The sequence below is a fragment of the Nocardiopsis baichengensis YIM 90130 genome (assembly GCF_000341205.1).
GTDB classification, from domain to species: domain Bacteria; phylum Actinomycetota; class Actinomycetes; order Streptosporangiales; family Streptosporangiaceae; genus Nocardiopsis_A; species Nocardiopsis_A halophila.
On sequence record NZ_ANAS01000006.1, the window covers coordinates 1 to 15,870 of the forward strand.

General features: G+C 74.4%; 10 protein-coding genes and 1 tRNA gene. 8 read left to right on the forward strand and 3 right to left on the reverse strand.

The genetic code is table 11. From position 1 onward, the window contains the following. Positions 1-325 precede the first annotated feature (325 nt). Positions 326-3,907, reverse strand: coding sequence for a transcription-repair coupling factor (mfd, locus tag C892_RS0106230; RefSeq protein ID WP_017556516.1), 3,582 nt, complete (start codon positions 3,905-3,907; stop codon positions 326-328). Positions 3,908-4,252: 345 nt separating this feature from the next. Between mfd and cysC the strand changes: the two genes are divergently transcribed. Both cysC and mazG read left to right on the forward strand, forming a co-directional pair. Then, positions 4,253-5,773, forward strand: coding sequence for an adenylyl-sulfate kinase (cysC, locus tag C892_RS0106235; protein WP_017556517.1), 1,521 nt, complete (start codon positions 4,253-4,255; stop codon positions 5,771-5,773). A gap of 252 nt (positions 5,774-6,025) precedes the next feature. Next, positions 6,026-6,817 (forward strand): nucleoside triphosphate pyrophosphohydrolase, encoded by a 792-nt coding sequence (mazG, locus tag C892_RS0106240; RefSeq protein ID WP_017556518.1) that lies wholly within the window; start codon positions 6,026-6,028, stop codon positions 6,815-6,817. Here the strand turns inward: mazG and C892_RS0106245 are convergent. Continuing rightward, complete coding sequence (locus C892_RS0106245; protein WP_017556519.1) at positions 6,783-8,165, reverse strand: FtsW/RodA/SpoVE family cell cycle protein; 1,383 nt, start codon at positions 8,163-8,165, stop codon at positions 6,783-6,785. The genes mazG and C892_RS0106245 overlap by 35 nt on opposite strands. A gap of 496 nt (positions 8,166-8,661) precedes the next feature. Then, positions 8,662-9,618 (reverse strand): sulfite exporter TauE/SafE family protein, encoded by a 957-nt coding sequence (locus tag C892_RS0106255; RefSeq protein WP_017556521.1) that lies wholly within the window; start codon positions 9,616-9,618, stop codon positions 8,662-8,664. A 296-nt stretch (positions 9,619-9,914) separates the two neighbouring features. Here C892_RS0106255 and eno point away from each other — a divergent pair, with 296 nt between their 5' ends. From eno to C892_RS0106285, 6 genes are all read left to right on the forward strand, one after another. Further along, positions 9,915-11,198, forward strand: a complete 1,284-nt coding sequence (eno, locus tag C892_RS0106260) for a phosphopyruvate hydratase (protein ID WP_017556522.1) — start codon at positions 9,915-9,917, stop codon at positions 11,196-11,198. Between the two features lie 11 nt (positions 11,199-11,209). Beyond that, positions 11,210-12,172, forward strand: coding sequence for a septum formation initiator family protein (locus tag C892_RS32125; protein ID WP_017556523.1), 963 nt, complete (start codon positions 11,210-11,212; stop codon positions 12,170-12,172). 41 nt (positions 12,173-12,213) lie between these two features. Beyond that, positions 12,214-12,819: a DUF501 domain-containing protein gene (locus C892_RS0106270; protein WP_017556524.1), complete on the forward strand. Its 606-nt coding sequence runs from the start codon at positions 12,214-12,216 to the stop codon at positions 12,817-12,819. Next, positions 12,816-13,820, forward strand: coding sequence for a Ppx/GppA phosphatase family protein (locus tag C892_RS0106275; RefSeq protein WP_017542026.1), 1,005 nt, complete (start codon positions 12,816-12,818; stop codon positions 13,818-13,820). Before C892_RS0106270 ends, C892_RS0106275 begins: the two co-directional genes overlap by 4 nt. A 345-nt stretch (positions 13,821-14,165) precedes the next feature. After that, on the forward strand, positions 14,166-15,548 hold the full coding sequence (locus tag C892_RS0106280; RefSeq protein WP_017556525.1) for an NAD(P)/FAD-dependent oxidoreductase: 1,383 nt from the start codon (positions 14,166-14,168) through the stop codon (positions 15,546-15,548). Between the two features lie 236 nt (positions 15,549-15,784). Next, a tRNA-Leu gene (locus C892_RS0106285) sits at positions 15,785-15,858 on the forward strand. Positions 15,859-15,870: the final 12 nt, after the last annotated feature.

Sequence of the window (15,870 nt, forward strand, 5' to 3'; positions counted from 1 at the left end):
GAACAACAAGCGCTCCGGCTGGCCGCTTGACATAGAAGCGTCAACGGCAAGAAGGAGGGGGTGCGCGCCCGGGGCGGGGTCGCCGATCGCGCCGCAGCGGTCGCACCGCTCACAAGGACGCGGCCGAAGGTTCCACCACGCCAGCGGACACGACCCCGGAGGAGGCGGCCACGGCCCTGACCGGCCGCTGCGCCGTCTTCACGCAGCCGGGCCCGGACGGCGCTCACCGCGCCGCGACGGTCGCCCCGAGCGACCGGCCCCGCAGCGCGGTCGGCTCCCTGGTGCGGCCGGTCGCAGGACAGAGGCCCGCGAACCGGCCGAGACCTCAGGAGCCGGCCGGCTCCTTGGCCTCCTTGGCCGCCGCCGGCTGGAACAGGGCCGTGACCAGCTCGCTGCACCACGCCAGCAGCTCCAGGTCCCGCAGCGGCCGGCCGCCCAGACCGCCCGACTTGGGCACCGGGACCAGCAGCGTCTCCGTGGCCTCCTTGAACACCGCCTTGGGGTAGAGCCGGCGCATCCGCAGCATCTGCGACTCGCGCATCCGCGCCGGGGCGAACCGGATCTGGCTGCCCTGCAGTACCACGTCGGTGAGCCCCGCCGACTTGGCCAGCACCCGGAACCGGGCCACCTGGAGCAGGTTGTCCACCGGCCGGGGCGGCGGGCCGTACCGGTCCACCAGCTCCTCGCGGGCGGCGGCGATGTCGTCCTCGCCCACGACCCCCGCGATCCGCTTGTAGGCCTGCAGCCGCAGCCGCTCGCCCGGGATGTAGTCGTGCGGGATGTGCGCGTCGACCGGCAGCTCGACCTTGGTCTCGACCTCCTCGGCCGCCGCCCCGTCGCCCTTGAGCTCGCGCACCGCCTCGCCGACCATGCGCACGTACAGGTCGAAGCCGACCCCGGCGATGCTGCCGGACTGCTCGGCCCCCAGGATGTTCCCGGCCCCCCGGATCTCCAGGTCCTTCATGGCCACGTACATCCCCGCGCCGGTCTCGGTGTGCTGGGCCACCGTGGACAGCCGCTCGTAGGCGGTCTCGGACAGCGGCCGCTCCGGCGGGTACAGGAAGTAGGCGTAGGCCCGCTCCCGGCCCCGGCCCACCCGGCCGCGCAGCTGGTGCAGCTGGGACAGCCCGTAGGTGTCGGCCCGGTCCACGATCAGCGTGTTGGCGTTGGGCACGTCCAGGCCCGACTCGACGATGGTCGTGGAGACCAGCACGTCGAAGTTCTTCTCCCAGAAGTCCACCATGACGCGTTCGAGCTGCTGCTCGTTCATCTGTCCGTGCGCGTAGGCCACCCGCGCCTCGGGGACCAGCCGGCTCAGCGTCGCCGCGACCTTCTCGATCGAGGCCACCCGGTTGTGCACGAAGAACACCTGTCCCTCGCGCATCAGCTCGCGCCGGATCGCCGCGGCGATCTGCTTCTCCTCGTAGGGCCCGACGAAGGTGAGCACCGGGTGCCGCTCCTCCGGCGGGGTGAGGATGGTGGTCATCTCCCGGATGCCGGTCAGCCCCATCTCCAGGGTGCGCGGGATCGGCGTGGCCGACATCGCCAGCACGTCCACCTGGGTGCGGAGCTTCTTCAGCTCCTCCTTGTGCTCGACGCCGAAGCGCTGCTCCTCGTCGATGATGACCAGCCCCAGGTTCTTGAACCGGGTCTCGCCGGACAGCAGCCGGTGCGTGCCGATGACGATGTCGATCTCGCCGGTGCGCAGCCCTTCCCGGGCCGCCTCCACCTCGGCCTCGGTCTGGAACCGCGACAGCGGCCTGACCGTGATCGGGAACGAGGCGTAGCGCTCGGTGAAGGTCGACAGGTGCTGCTGCACCAGCAGCGTGGTGGGCACCAGCAGCGCCACCTGCTTGCCGTCCTGCACCGCCTTGAACGCGGCGCGCACCGCCACCTCGGTCTTGCCGTAGCCCACGTCGCCGCAGATCAGCCGGTCCATCGGGACCGACTTCTCCATGTCCTGCTTGACCTCCTCGATCGCCGCCAGCTGGTCGGGGGTCTCGGCGTAGGGGAAGGCGTCCTCCAGCTCCCGCTGCCAGGGGGTGTCCGGCGCGAAGGCGTGCCCGGGGGAGGCCTGGCGGGCCGAGTACAGCCGGATCAGGTCCCCGGCGATCTCCCGGACGACCTTGCGCGCCTTGCTCTTGGTCTTGGCCCAGTCCGAGCCGCCCATCTTCGACAGCGTGGGCGCCTCCCCGCCGACGTAGCGGGTGACCTCCTCCAGCTGGTCGGTGGGGACGAACAGGCGGTCCCCGGGCTGGCCGCGCTTGGAGGCCGCGTACTCGATGACCAGGTAGTCGCGGGTGGCGCCCTGGATCTTGCGGCTGACCATCTCGATGTAGCGCCCCACGCCGTGCTGCTCGTGCACCACGTAGTCGCCGGACTTGAGCTGGAGCGGGTCGACGGCGCCGCGCCGCCGGCTGGGCATCTTGCGCATGTCGCGGGTGGACGCGCGCTGCCCGGCCAGGTCGGTCTCGGTGAGCACCACGGTCTGCACCGACCGCCACACGAAGCCCTGCTGCAGCAGCCCGGTGGCCACCGTGGCCAGCGACGGCTCCGGCGGCCCGTCCAGGTCGGCGCTGAGCCGGGTGCCCAGACCCGCGCCGCGCAGCATCGCCGCCAGCCGCTCGGCCGGGCCGTGCCCCTGGGTGACCATCACCACGCGCCAGCCGTCGTGCAGCCAGCCCTTGACGTCGGCCAGGGCGCGCTCGGTGTCGCCGCGGTAGGCGTCGGCGTCGGAGGCCCCCACCACGAGCGTGTCCTCGTCCTCGTCCCCGGACTCGAACGGCGACAGCGTCCACCAGGGCAGCCCCAGCTCCGCGGCCTCGGAGCGCACCTGGGCGATGGACATGTACGCCGAGGCGCCCAGGTCGATCGGGGCCTCTCCGCCGGAGGCGGCGTTGATCCAGGACGCCTCCAGGAACTCCTTGCTGGTGGCCTCCAGCTCCAGTGCGCGGGTGCGGATGCGCTCGGGGTCGCAGGCCACGACCTGGGAGCCCGCGGGCAGGTGGTCGAAGAGCGGGTGCAGCCGGTCGGCCAGCACCGGGGCGAAGGCCTCCATGCCCTCCACGGCCACGCCCTCGGCCAGCTTGCCCAGCACGTCGGCCAGCTGCGGGTGGTCGGCGGCCAGCGCCGCGGCGCGCTCGCGTACCTCGGGGGTGAGCAGCAGCTCCCGGCACGGCGGGGCGAACAGGCCCTCGGCGGCGCGGCCGTCGCCGCCCTCGGGCAGCGAGCGCTGGTCGGCCACCTGGAAGTAGCGGACCTCCTCGACCTGGTCGCCCCAGAACTCCAGGCGCAGCGGGTGCTCCTCGGTGGGCGGGAACACGTCGACGATGCCGCCGCGCACCGCCACGTCGCCGCGCTTCTCCACCAGGTCCACCCGCGCGTAGCCGGCGTCGACCAGGCGGGTGACGACGTCCTCCAGCTCGACCTCGTCGCCGGGGCGCACCCGGACCGGCACCAGCTCGCCCAGCCCGGCCACCAGCGGCTGCAGCACGCTGCGCACCGGGGCCACCACGACCTTCAGCGGCGCGGTCAGCGGGTCGGAGGGGTCGGGGTGGGCCAGCCGGCGCAGGACGGCCAGGCGCTGGCCGACCGTGTCGGAGCGGGGCGAGAGGCGCTCGTGCGGCAGCGTCTCCCAGGCGGGGAACAGCGCCACGGAGTCGGCGGGCAGCAGCGAGCCCAGCGCCTCGGACAGGTCGAAGGCCTCGCGCTCGGTGGCGGTCACCGCCAGCACGGGCCGCCCGGCCCCGGCCGGGGCGTCCGCGGCCAGCGCGCCGACCAGCAGGGGGCGCACGGCGCCGGGCGCGACCAGGTCCAGGCCGGGACCGCCCCCGGTGCGGGCGGTCTCGACGGCCCGGGTGAGCGCCGGGTCGCCGGCGACGGTGGCGAGAAGTCCAGAAAGGCTCATGGCACCAATCAGGGGCGTGTGACGACAGGTCCGATCGCGCGGCGTGCTCGCGGCGCTCTGTACGGTGGCGACAGGGGCCGGGCGGCCGCGGCGGTCCGCGGCCACGGGACGCGGCCCGCGGTCGGCGGGCTCCCCCGTGCCAAGACTACTGCCGCCCCGGGACGGAAGGCAGGCGGGCCGTCGAGCCCGGCCGGGTGCGGCCGCGGCGCGTTCCGCACACTCCGACCAACACCTCACCGGCCCCCTGTGTTCCCGCCGCGGACCCGTCGCCCCCTACGCTGTCCTGCGACGGGACACCGACGGGACACCGAGACGCCCACGGGCGCGGCGCGAGCGGAGGTCGCAGTGCACACGGGCACCGACAACGGAGGAGGGGCGCCGGTCTTCACGCCGGATCCGGTCGCCCTGGCCCACCTGGAGCTGATCCTCAGCGGGGGCTACCCGCTGCCCGGGTTCATGGGCGCCGCCGAGGCGGAGGCCGCCGCCGGCGGGGGCGCCCTGCCGGACGGCACGCCGTGGCCGATCCCGGTCACCCTGCCGGTCCCCGAGGAGCTGGCCGGCGCCCGCACCGTGCTGCTGGCCGACCCGGAGGGGGCGCCGCTGGCCGAGCTCCACGTGCACGAGGCCTGGCGGGCCGGGCCGCAGGCGCCCGACGGCCGCGGCCCCGGCCCCCGCCTGGCGGGGGAGGTCCGGCTGGTCGGGCCGCCCGCCTACGGGGCCCTGCGCCACCTGCGGCTGGCCCCGGCCGAGCTGCGCGCCCGGCGCGAGGCCCAGGGGGGCGGCGGCCCGCTGCTGGCGGTGGCGGCCCGCGGTCCGCTGCACCACCGGGCGCTGGCCCGGGTCCGGGCGGCCGCCGAGCGGCTGGGCGGCGACGCCCCGGCCGAGGTGCTGCTGCTGGTCGACGCCCCGCTGGAGGCCCAGGGCCAGGCCCCCGCCGTGCTGGCCGCCGAGCCGCTGCTGCCGCCGCGCACCTGGACCGCGGCCCTGACGCTGCCGCCCGGCGCCGAGGGCGACCTGGTCGCCCCCTACGTCGCCCGCGCGTTCGGCGCCACCCACGTGCTGGCCGAGGGCGGCGGGGAGCCGGCGGGCGGCCCGCTGCCGGTGGTCGACCCGGGGCCGTGGCGCTACGACACCGCCAAGGGCGCCTGGCGCCCCGCCGCGGAGGTCGAGGAGGCCGACGCCGCCGACGAGCCCTCCGCCGAGGAGGTGGAGGAGATGCTGGCGCGCGGCCGCACCCTCCCGGCCTGGTTCACCCCCGCGCGGGTGGCGGCCGAGCTGGCGCGGCTGCGCCCGGCCCGCACCCGCCGCGGGCTCACCGTCCTGTTCACCGGCCTGTCCGGGTCGGGCAAGTCCACCGTCGCGCGCGCCGTGGCCGAGGGAATCCGCCGCTCGGGCCGGACGTTGACCCTGCTGGACGGCGACGTGGTGCGGCGCATGCTCTCCAAGGGGCTGACGTTCTCGCGGGAGGACCGCGACATGAACGTGCGCCGGATCGGCTACGTCGCCTCCGAGATCACCCGCCACGGCGGCGTGGCCGTGTGCGCCCCGATCGCGCCGTACGTCTCCACCCGGGCCGAGGTGCGCTCCATGGTCGAGGAGAACGGCGACTTCTTCCTCGTCCACGTGGCCACCCCGCTGGAGGAGTGCGAGCGGCGGGACCGCAAGGGGCTGTACGCCAAGGCCCGCGCCGGAGAGATCCCGGCCTTCACCGGGATCTCCGACCCCTACGAGGAGCCCGACGACGCCGACCTGGTGCTGGACACCACCGGGCAGGACCCGGCCGAATCCGCGGCCGAGGTGCTCACCGCGCTGCGCGCCGGCGGGTGGCTGCCCGGACCGCCGGAGTCCGGCGGCGGGCACGCCTGAGTGCGCCGACGGGGGAGCGCCACCGGGGCACGGCGCGCCCGGGGCCGCCGGCTGCCGGTGACCGCCGGTGACCGGCGGCCGTCCGGCCAGGGGCCCTTCGTGCCTGCGGCCGATGCGGAGGCCTCCCAGTGGTGATCTGCGAGCGGCCCTTTCGGAACCGGGCGTGTTGTGGAGGGCCGGACGGCGGCGCCCCCGGAGTACCCCGCCCCGGCAGATGGCCGGGAACGAACACCTCGGAAGAGTGAGGAGCCCATGAGCACCGAGTCCCCCCGAACCGGGTCAGCGGACCCGCAGGCCCCGGACGGCCCGGACGGCCCGAGCGGCCCGGACGGCCCGGAGCCGCCCGCGGCCCCGGGCCACCGGGTGCAGGAGCTGGTCGCGGTCATGGACGAGCTGCGGCGGCGCTGCCCCTGGGACGCCGAGCAGACCCACGAATCGCTGGCCAAGTACCTCATCGAGGAGGCCTACGAGGCGCTGGAGACCATCGAGCGGGGCGACTACGCCACCCTGCGCGAGGAGCTGGGCGACGTCCTGCTCCAGGTCGTCTTCCACGCCCGGGTCGCCGAGGAGCGCGGCGCGGACGGCTTCACCGTCGACGACGTGGCCGAGGGCATCATCGACAAGCTGACCCGCCGCCACCCGCACGTGTTCTCCGGGACGGCGGTCGAGGGCGCCGAGGAGGTCCGCGGGAACTGGGAGCGGATCAAGGCGGCCGAGCGCGCGGGCAAGGGGGAGCACGACGCCTCGGTGCTGGAGGGCGTGCCCTTCGCCCAGCCCGCCGCGCTGCTCGCCTACGAGCTGCAGAAGCGCGCCGTGCGCAACGGGGTGCCCGAGGACCTGGTGGGCGACGACGGCGGGAGCGGCGGGGCGCTGTTCGCCGCCGTGGACGCCGCTCGGCGGGAGGGGGCCGACCCCGAGATGGACCTGCGCTCGGCCGCCCGCCGTTTCGACGCCCGGGTGCGGGCCGCCGAGGCCAAGGCCCGCGCCGACGGCCGCGACCCGCGCGGCCTCACCGCCGAGGAGTGGCGCGGCTACTGGGACTGACGCCGTCGTCGGCGCCGCCTTCGGCGTCGGCGCCGCGGCGGGCACCCCGGGCGCCGCCGGGCAGCGCGATCAGGTCGGTGGCCTCATGGCCCGACCCGGGCTCCGGGTCGGGCGGGGGCCGTCGGCAGGCGTCGCTCACCCGCAGCCAGAGGCCGATCACCAGCCAGCTGGACACCAGCGACGACCCGCCCGCGGCCAGGAACGGCGTGGTCATCCCGGTGAGCGGGATGAGCCGGGTGACGCCGCCGGCCACCACGAGCACCTGGAAGGCGAAGAGCATCGCGAACCCGGTCACCAGCAGCTTGGTGAACACCTCGCGGGCCGCCAGCGCGGTCCGCGCCGCCCGCTCGACCAGCAGGTACAGCAGCAGCAGGACCGCCATCAGCCCGGTCAGGCCGAGCTTCTCGCCGATGCTGACCAGGATCAGGTCGCTGTCGGCGGCGAAGATCTCCCCGGCCCGGCCGGAGCCGAACCCGGTGCCCCACAGGCCGCCGTCGGCCAGCGAGAACAGCCCCTCCACCAGCTGGTAGCTGCCGCCCACCGCCGCACCGTAGACCTGCGGGTCGAAGGCGTTGAGCCAGATGTCGACCCGCTGGCGCACGTGCGGGAAGAGCCACCAGGCGGCGCTCGCCCCCGCGCCGAACATCACCAGCCCGATGCCCACCCAGGACTTGCGCCCGGTGGCGGCGTAGAGCATGGCCAGGAAGACCAGGTACATCAACAGCGAGGTGCCCAGGTCCTTGGTGCCCACCAGCACCAGGATCGCCAGCCCCCACGCCACGGTCATCGGCCCCAGGTGGCGCATGCGCGGCACGCTGAACACCTTCACGCCGCGTACCCGGATCTGCCGCTCGGCCGCCGCGAGCACCTCGCGCTTCTGCCCCAGGTAGGCCGCCAGGAACACGATGAGCGGCAGCTTGGCGAACTCGGAGGGCTGGACGGTGTACCCCGAGACCGCCACCCAGCGCCGCGCACCGTACAGCTCGATGCCCAGCCCGGGCACCATCGGCAGCAGGAGCAGGAACAGCCCGGCGGCGGCCAGCAGGTAGGGGTAGCGCTGGAGCCGGCGCGGGCGGGCCAGCAGCAGCACCGTCCCCAGGCACGTGCCCGCCCCGATGACCGCCCACATGAGCTGGCGCCAGGCCTCGGCGTGCGCGGCCCCGTCCGGGCCGCCCAGGCCCCAGATCGTGGTCAGCCCGACCCCCGTGAGGGCGGTGGCCAGGGGCAGCATGAGCGGGTCGGCGTAGGGGGCGAGGAAGCGCACCCCCATGTGGAGGGCGGCGACCGCGCCGCCGAACAGGGCCGAGTAGAGGGCGAGCCGCTCGGGCGGGGCGCCGGAGGTCTGCACTCCGGCCGTGTACATCCCCAGAACGAACAGCCCCAGGGCGGCGGCGAGCAGCCATGCCTCCGTGCGGCGCGGTCTGTGTGCAACTGCTCCGCGTCTGGCCATTCCGCCTCGCTGGGGTCCGGTCTCGCTTGCTTCCGGCGAGGGGAGCCGGACTCGGGGGCGCATCCAACTGTTCGAAACTATAGACAGGCGGTCCCGGTGTTCCCCGCAGGCGCGGCCGAAAACGGGACGGTCGGCGCCTTAGGAGACCGGCCGGTCGGTGGTCGCCTGCACCGGATGGTCCTTCAGCTCGATCGCGTTCGCCGCCCTGTGGATCCTCCCGGTGAGCCGGTTCACGGCCGGGACGTAGGGCCCGACCCGGACCGCGAGAGGCCCGGCGGCCGACGAGCAGGTCAGGGGAATCACCCGGCGTCGGTCACCGGATTCTTCTCGTCTGCGCTCGATCTGTGAGGGGCGGTCCCGAGGGCGCTCCCGAGGCCGGTCCGGGCCGCGCTCGTCAGTGCTCGGCGGGAACGGGGCCGTCTTCGGCCTCCGAGGAGGCGTGGTCGTCCCGGCTTCTGTCCCGGCTCCCGTCCCGGTGCTCGGCGCGGCGCTCGCTGAAGTGCAGCCGCCAGCAGTGCGCCACCGCGGCCGCCCACGCCAGCAGGATCCCGGCGTAGAGCGCGTAGGTGGGCAGCGGCGGGAGCTGGGCCCACTCCGCGCTCAGCACCACCCGGGTGTTGGTCAGCACGATCAGCCCGCCGACCATGGACCCCAGCGGGCGCGCCGGCACCATCCGGGCCAGCCACGCCGCCACGGGGGCGGCGAGCAGCCCGCCAAGCAGCATCACCCCCACCCACGCCAGGTCGATGCCCTCCAGCCCCAGGCCGACGGCGAAGCCGAGGCTGCCCGCGACGACCACGGCGAACTCGCCCGCGCTGATCGAGCCGATCACCTTGCGCGGCTCCAGGCGGCCGGTGGCCAGCAGCGCGGTCGTGCCGACCGGCCCCCAGCCCCCGCCGCCGGTGGAGTTCATGAACCCGGCCACCAGGCCGAGCGGGGCGAGGAAGGCCGTGCGCAGCGGCCGCGCGCCGGTGGGGCGCGGCATGTCCCGCAGGGTGAAGCGCAGCAGCAGGTACAGCCCCAGCGCCAGCAGGATGGAGGACATCAGCGGGCCCGCGGCCTCCGAGGAGAGCCGGCTCAGCAGCAGCGCCCCGGCGAACGCCCCCACCGCGCCGGGGGCGGCGATGCGCACCACCACGCGCCGGTCGACGTTGCCGAACCGCCAGTGCGCGAACCCCGAGGCCAGCTGCGAGCCCACCTGGGAGAGGTTGACCGTGGCCGAGGCCGCCGCCGGGCCGGTGCCCAGCATGAGCAGCATCGTGGTGGAGGTGGCCCCGTACCCCATGCCGAGGCTGCCGTTGATCAGCTGGGCGGCAAGTCCGACGAGTCCGAGGAGGATCAGGGTCTGCATCGCGCGCCTTCGGTGACGGTGTTCGGGGGCGGCCGCCGCGGGACGCCGCAGCCTCTTTCTCCTACTTAGTTAGTGGGAATAGTAGGCACATGGGGTGCGGCGGGGCAAGGGGCGACACGCCGGACACCGCTCCCGGGGGAGGTCGGGGCGGTTCCGGGCCGCCGTCGCGCCCGGGGCCGCACGGGGTCGCGCGGGGTCGCTAGGCTCGGAGTCGGTCCGCGGCGGCAACGCCGACCCGCGCCGCTCCCCGCGGGCCCGGTCGCCAGTCGAGCGTGAACGAAGAAGGAGGACGACCCGTGTCGTCGATCGAGGCAGTACAGGCGCGAGAGATCCTTGACTCCCGCGGGAATCCGACGGTCGAGGTCGAGGTCCTCCTCGACGACGGGACGACCGCCCGCGCAGCCGTTCCCAGCGGCGCCTCCACCGGGCAGTTCGAGGCGGTTGAGCTGCGCGACGGGGGCGAGCGCTACGGCGGCAAGGGCGTGGACAAGGCCGTCACGGCCGTCAACGACGAGGTCGCCGACGAGCTGCTCGGGTTCGCCCCCGAAGAGCAGCGCCTGATCGACCGGGCGCTCACCGACCTGGACGGCACCCCCAACAAGGCCCGCATCGGGGCCAACGCCATCCTCGGCTCCTCACTGGCGGTCGCCCACGCCGCCGCCGAGACCGCGGGCCTGCCGCTCTTCCGCTACCTGGGCGGCCCCAACGCGCACGTGCTCCCGGTGCCGATGATGAACATCCTCAACGGCGGGGCGCACGCCGACACCAACGTCGACATCCAGGAGTTCATGATCGCGCCGATCGGCGCGGCGAGCTTCCGCGAGGCCGTGCGCTGGGGCGCCGAGGTCTACCACGCCCTGAAGTCGGTGCTCAAGGAGCACGGCCTGGCCACCGGGGTGGGCGACGAGGGCGGCTTCGCCCCGAACCTGGACAGCAACCGCGCCGCCCTCGACCTGATCGTCGAGGCGATCGGCAAGGCCGGCTACACCCCCGGCAGCGACATCGCCCTGGCCCTGGACGTGGCCGCCTCGGAGTTCTTCGAGGACGGCGTCTACCGCTTCGAGGGCACCGAGCGCAGCGCCGAGGACATGGCCGCCTACTACGCCGAGCTGGTCGACGCCTACCCGCTGGTGTCCATCGAGGACCCGCTGGACGAGGACGACTGGAAGGGGTGGGCCACCCTCACCGCGTCGCTGGGGGCCAAGGTGCAGCTGGTCGGCGACGACCTGTTCGTCACCAACCCCGAGCGGCTGCAGCGCGGCATCACCGACGGCGCCGCCAACTCGCTGCTGGTCAAGGTCAACCAGATCGGCACGCTCACCGAGACCCTGGACGCGGTCGCCTTGGCCCAGCGCAGCGGCTACACCGCGATGATCTCCCACCGCTCCGGCGAGACCGAGGACACCACCATCGCCGACATCGCGGTGGCCACCAACGCCGGCCAGATCAAGACCGGCGCCCCGGCCCGCAGCGAGCGCGTGGCCAAGTACAACCAGCTGCTGCGCATCGAGGAGGAGCTGGACGAGGCCGCGGTGTACGCGGGCGCGTCGGCCTTCCCGCGCTTCAAGGCCCAGGGCTAGGCTGCCGCACCATGCCCGAGGAGCCGGAGAAGCCGAAGCGGCCGTCCGCCGCGCGCGACGCCGCGTCGCGGCGCGCGGACGGCCAGGGACCCCGTTCCGCCGGGGGCGCACGCGCCCGCGGCGGTGCGAAGGCGGGGTCCGGGGACTCCGGTGCCCGTGGACGGGCGGCCCAGGGCAAGGGCCGCCCGTCCGGCAGCTCCACCGGGTCGGCCGCATCGGCCGCGTCCTCCGAGTCCGCCAAGAAATCCGCCGACAAGTCCGCCAAGCCTGCCGGTCCCGCCAAGGCGTCGGCCGCCAAGGCGGGCACCGGGTCGGGCGGGAAGGGTGCGGAGCCGAAGGGCGGGGCCAAGAGCGGCGCCAAGGGGTCCGCGACGGGCGCTGCGAAGGGCACGGGCTCTGCGAAGAGCACGGCGAAGGGCGCGACGAAGGGCACGGGGAAGCCCACCGCGAAAAGCTCGGGCGGTGGGGGCGGCTCCGGCTCCGGCGGCGGTAAGCGCACGGCCCCGGGCGGCTCGGGCAAGGGGCCGGGCAAGGCCCCCGCGAAGGGCGGCGGCCGCCGCGGACTGCGCCCCGCGCTGACGAGCCGCGCCGCGATCCTCGCCCTGGTGGTGTGCGCCATCGCGCTCAGCCTGGCCTACCCGCTGCGCGAGTACGTGGCCCAGCGCTCCGAGATCGCCCAGCTCCGCGACGAACTCGCCCAGCGCAAGGACGAGGTGGAGGAGCTGGAGCAGCGCAAGGAGCGGCTCAACGACCCCGACTACATCGAGCGCGAGGCCCGCACCCGGCTGCACTACCAGTACCCGGGGGAGAAGGCCTACGTCGTCGTCTCCGGTGACGACCCCGAGTACGGGGAGCCGGACGGCGACGGGCCCCAGGACCCCTGGTTCACCCGGCTGTGGAAGTCGGTCAAGGCCGCCGACGACCCGGACGCCGGCCGGGAGGAGATCCCCGACGCCGAGCCCCCGGGCCGGTGAGCGCGGCTCCGCACCCGCGCACCGGCTAACCTGAGACCGCCATGAATTCCGCAGACCACACCACCGGCGGCCCCGGTGCCGCGCCCGCCGCGCCCGACCGCCCCGCAGACGTCTCCCCGGAGGACGCCCGGGCCGTCGAGCGCCAGCTGGGCCGCCCCCCGCGGGGCCTGCGCGCCGTCGCCCACCGGTGCCCGTGCGGCCTCCCCGACGTGGTGCGCACCGCGCCGCGCCTGGAGGACGGCTCGCCCTTCCCCACGCTGTACTACCTGACCTGCCCGCGCGCGAACTCGGCGATCGGCTCCCTGGAAGGCGGCGGCGACATGCGCCGCATGCAGGAGCGGCTGGCCGAGGAGCCGGAGCTGCGCGCCGCCTACGAGAAGGCGCACGACTCCTACATCGCCGAGCGGGACGCCCAGGCCGCGGCCGACGGCCTGGAGCCGCTGCCGCGCGGCATGCAGAGCGCGGGCGGGATGCCCGAGCGCGTCAAGTGCCTGCACGCGCTGGCCGCCCACGAGCTGGCCGAGCCCGGGACCAACCCGATCGGCCGGGAGGCGCTGGACGCCCTCCCGGACTGGTGGGAGAAGGGGCCGTGCGTGTGCGCCGGCCCGGAGGACGACGACGAGACCCCTGGGGGAGGCCGACCGTGACCACCGTGGCCGCCATCGACTGCGGGACCAACTCCATCCGGCTGCTGATCAGCGACGTGGCCGTGCAGGACGGCGACGAGGTCGGGCTGATCGACCTGGAGCGCCGGATGGAGATCGTGCGCCTGGGCCAGGGGGTGGACCGCACCGGCTCCTTCGCCCCTGAGGCCCTGGAGCGCACCTTCGAAGCGCTGCGCTCCTACGCCAAGCTGATGCACGAGCACGGGGTGCCCTTCGACCCCGACCACGTGCGCATGGTGGCCACCAGCGCCACCCGGGACGCCGCCAACCGCGACGTGTTCACCGCCGGCGTGCGGGAGATCATCGGCGTGGAGCCCGAGGTGATCACCGGCGACGAGGAGGCCGAGCTGTCCTTCGTCGGCGCCACCGCCGAGCTGGAGGCCGAGGGGGAGGACGGCGGCCACCCGCGCCCTTACCTGGTCGTGGACATCGGCGGCGGCTCCACCGAGTTCGTGCTGGGCCACCCCGGGGGCGCCGAGGGGGAGGGCGCCGAGGGCGTGGTGCGCGCCGCGCGCTCGGTGGACATCGGCTGCGTGCGGATGACCGAGCGCCACCTGGCCGACGACCCGCCCACCGCGGGGCAGGTCGCCGCGGCCACCGCCGACATCGACGCCGCGCTGGAGGAGGCGGCGGCGTCGGTGCCGCTGGAGGAGGCGGCGACCGTGGTGTGCGTGGCCGGAACGGCGACCACCGTGGCGGGCATCGCGCTGGACCTGCCCGAGTACGACTCCGAGCGGATCCACCTGACCCGCCTCAGCGCCGAGCGCACCGGGGAGATCGCGCGCGAGCTGCTGGCGATGCCGCACGGGCGGCGCGCGGAGCTGGGCGTGATGCACCCCGGGCGGGTGGACGTGATCGGTGCGGGCGCGCTCATCCTGGACCGGGTGCTCGCGCGCACCGGCGCCGACGCCTTCTACGCGGGCGAGCACGACATCCTCGACGGCATCGTTTGGGGACTGTGCCTGGGCGCCTTCGAGGCGTGACCGGCACCGACGCAGGGTGAGGCCGACGTCGCACACGGTCGGGCGGGTGAGCCGCGTCACCCGCCTGACCTGTGTGAAAGCCGTAACATGCGGCCTGACCAGGGGCGACGGGCCTGACGTCGGCTTTATGATGGTCTAAACCTTTCACGACCGGCGCTTCCCTGTCGGGAACCGCTTGTGAAAGAATGCACAAGCAGGCGGTGAGGGAGGGCGAGCTCCACACCGCAGCAACGAAGGCGAACTTTCCGGTCGGAAGTCGACTACGAATATGCCAGTCAACGAAGACTTACCGATCTTCGCTGCCCTGGGCAGGGGCGGGGAACGGGACTTTAGGGCGGATATGCGATGACCGAGAGCAGGAACTACCGGCTGGTCCACGGCGGCGACGGCGAGGAGCGGATCCCGCACATCCTCATCGTCGGCGGCGGCTACCTGGGCATGTACACCGCGGTGCGGCTGGAGAAGAAGCTCGGCGCCGGTGAGGCGCGCATCACGGTGATCGACCCCAACTCCTACATGACCTACCAGCCCTTCCTCCCGGAGACCGCGGCCGGCAGCATCTCTCCGCGCAACGTGGTGGTGCCGCTGCGCAAGGTCTTCAAGCGGACGAAGGTGCTCACCGGCCATGTGGTCCGCATCGACCACGCCGCGCGCACGGTCGGCTTCGAGCCCGAGGTGGGCGAGCCCCGCGAGATCTCCTACGACTACCTGGTCATGGCGGCCGGCGCGGTCTCGCGCACCCTGCCCATCCCCGGCCTGGCCGAGTGGGGCATCGGCATCAAGACCGTCGAAGAGGCGGCCTACCTGCGCAACCACGTGCTCGAGCAGCTCAACATCGCCGACTCCACCGACGACGAGGCGGTCCGGCGCAAGGCGCTGAACTTCGTCTTCGTCGGCGGCGGGTTCGCCGGGGCCGAGGCCATCGCCGAGCTCGAGGACATGGCCCGCGACGCCACCCGCATCTACCCCTCGATCAGCGTCGACGACCTGCGCTTCTACCTGATCGAGGCGGCCGACAAGATCCTGCCCGAGGTCGGACCCGACGTCGGCACCAAGGCGCTGAACCAGCTCAAGCGCCGCGGCGTGGACGTGCGGCTGCAGACCTTCCTGGAGTCGGCCGAGAAGCAGGTCGTCAAGCTCAGCGACGGCGCCGAGTTCGAGGCCGGCACCCTGGTGTGGACCGCCGGCGTCAAGCCCAACCCGGTGGTCTCGGCGAGCGACCTGCCGCTGGGCCCCAAGGGCCACGTCGACACCAGCGAGTACCTGACGGTCAACGGTGCGGACGGCGTCTTCGCCGGCGGCGACAACGCCCAGGTGCCCGACGGCAAGGGCGGCTTCTACCCGCCCAACGCCCAGAACGCGGTCCGCCAGGCCCCGGTGCTGGCCGACAACGTCATCGCCACGCTGCGCGGCAAGAGCCTGACCGCCTACAAGCACGACAACCTGGGCGCGGTGGCCGGGCTCGGCCTGCACAAGGGCGCCGCCCAGCTGTTCGGCAAGGTCAAGCTGACCGGCCGGATGGCCTGGTACGCCCACCGCGCCTACCACCTGTTCGCGGTGCCGACCTTCAACCGCAAGATGCGGGTGCTGGCCGACTGGACGCTGGGCCTGTTCCTGCGCCGCGACTACGCGGCCCTGCCCGAGATGGTCGAGCCGCGCCAGGCCTTCGAGGAGGCCGCTCAGCCGCAGCCGGTCGAGAACGGCCGCCTGCTGCGCCGGGTGAGCTGAGCCTCCGGCCCCGAGCAGGCCCCAGCAGGCCCGTACCGGCCCGCGTCCGCGACACGGCGGACGCGGGCCGGAGGCCTTTCCCGGCGGCACTCCCGGGCGGCGCCCCTGGGCGGTGCTGTCGAGCGGTGGCGCGGGACCGGTGCCCCGGGCCCCGAGGTGCGCGGCCGGTTTCGGACGTCCGGGTCCGGAAGCGGTGGGAATCCTGCGGATTCGCCCTCCACCGGTATGATGGTCGCGCCCTCGTAGCCCAATGGAAGAGGCAGGCCCCCTAAAAGGGTCACAAGTGTCGGTTCGAGTCCGACCGGGGGCACTGGGCCTCCCA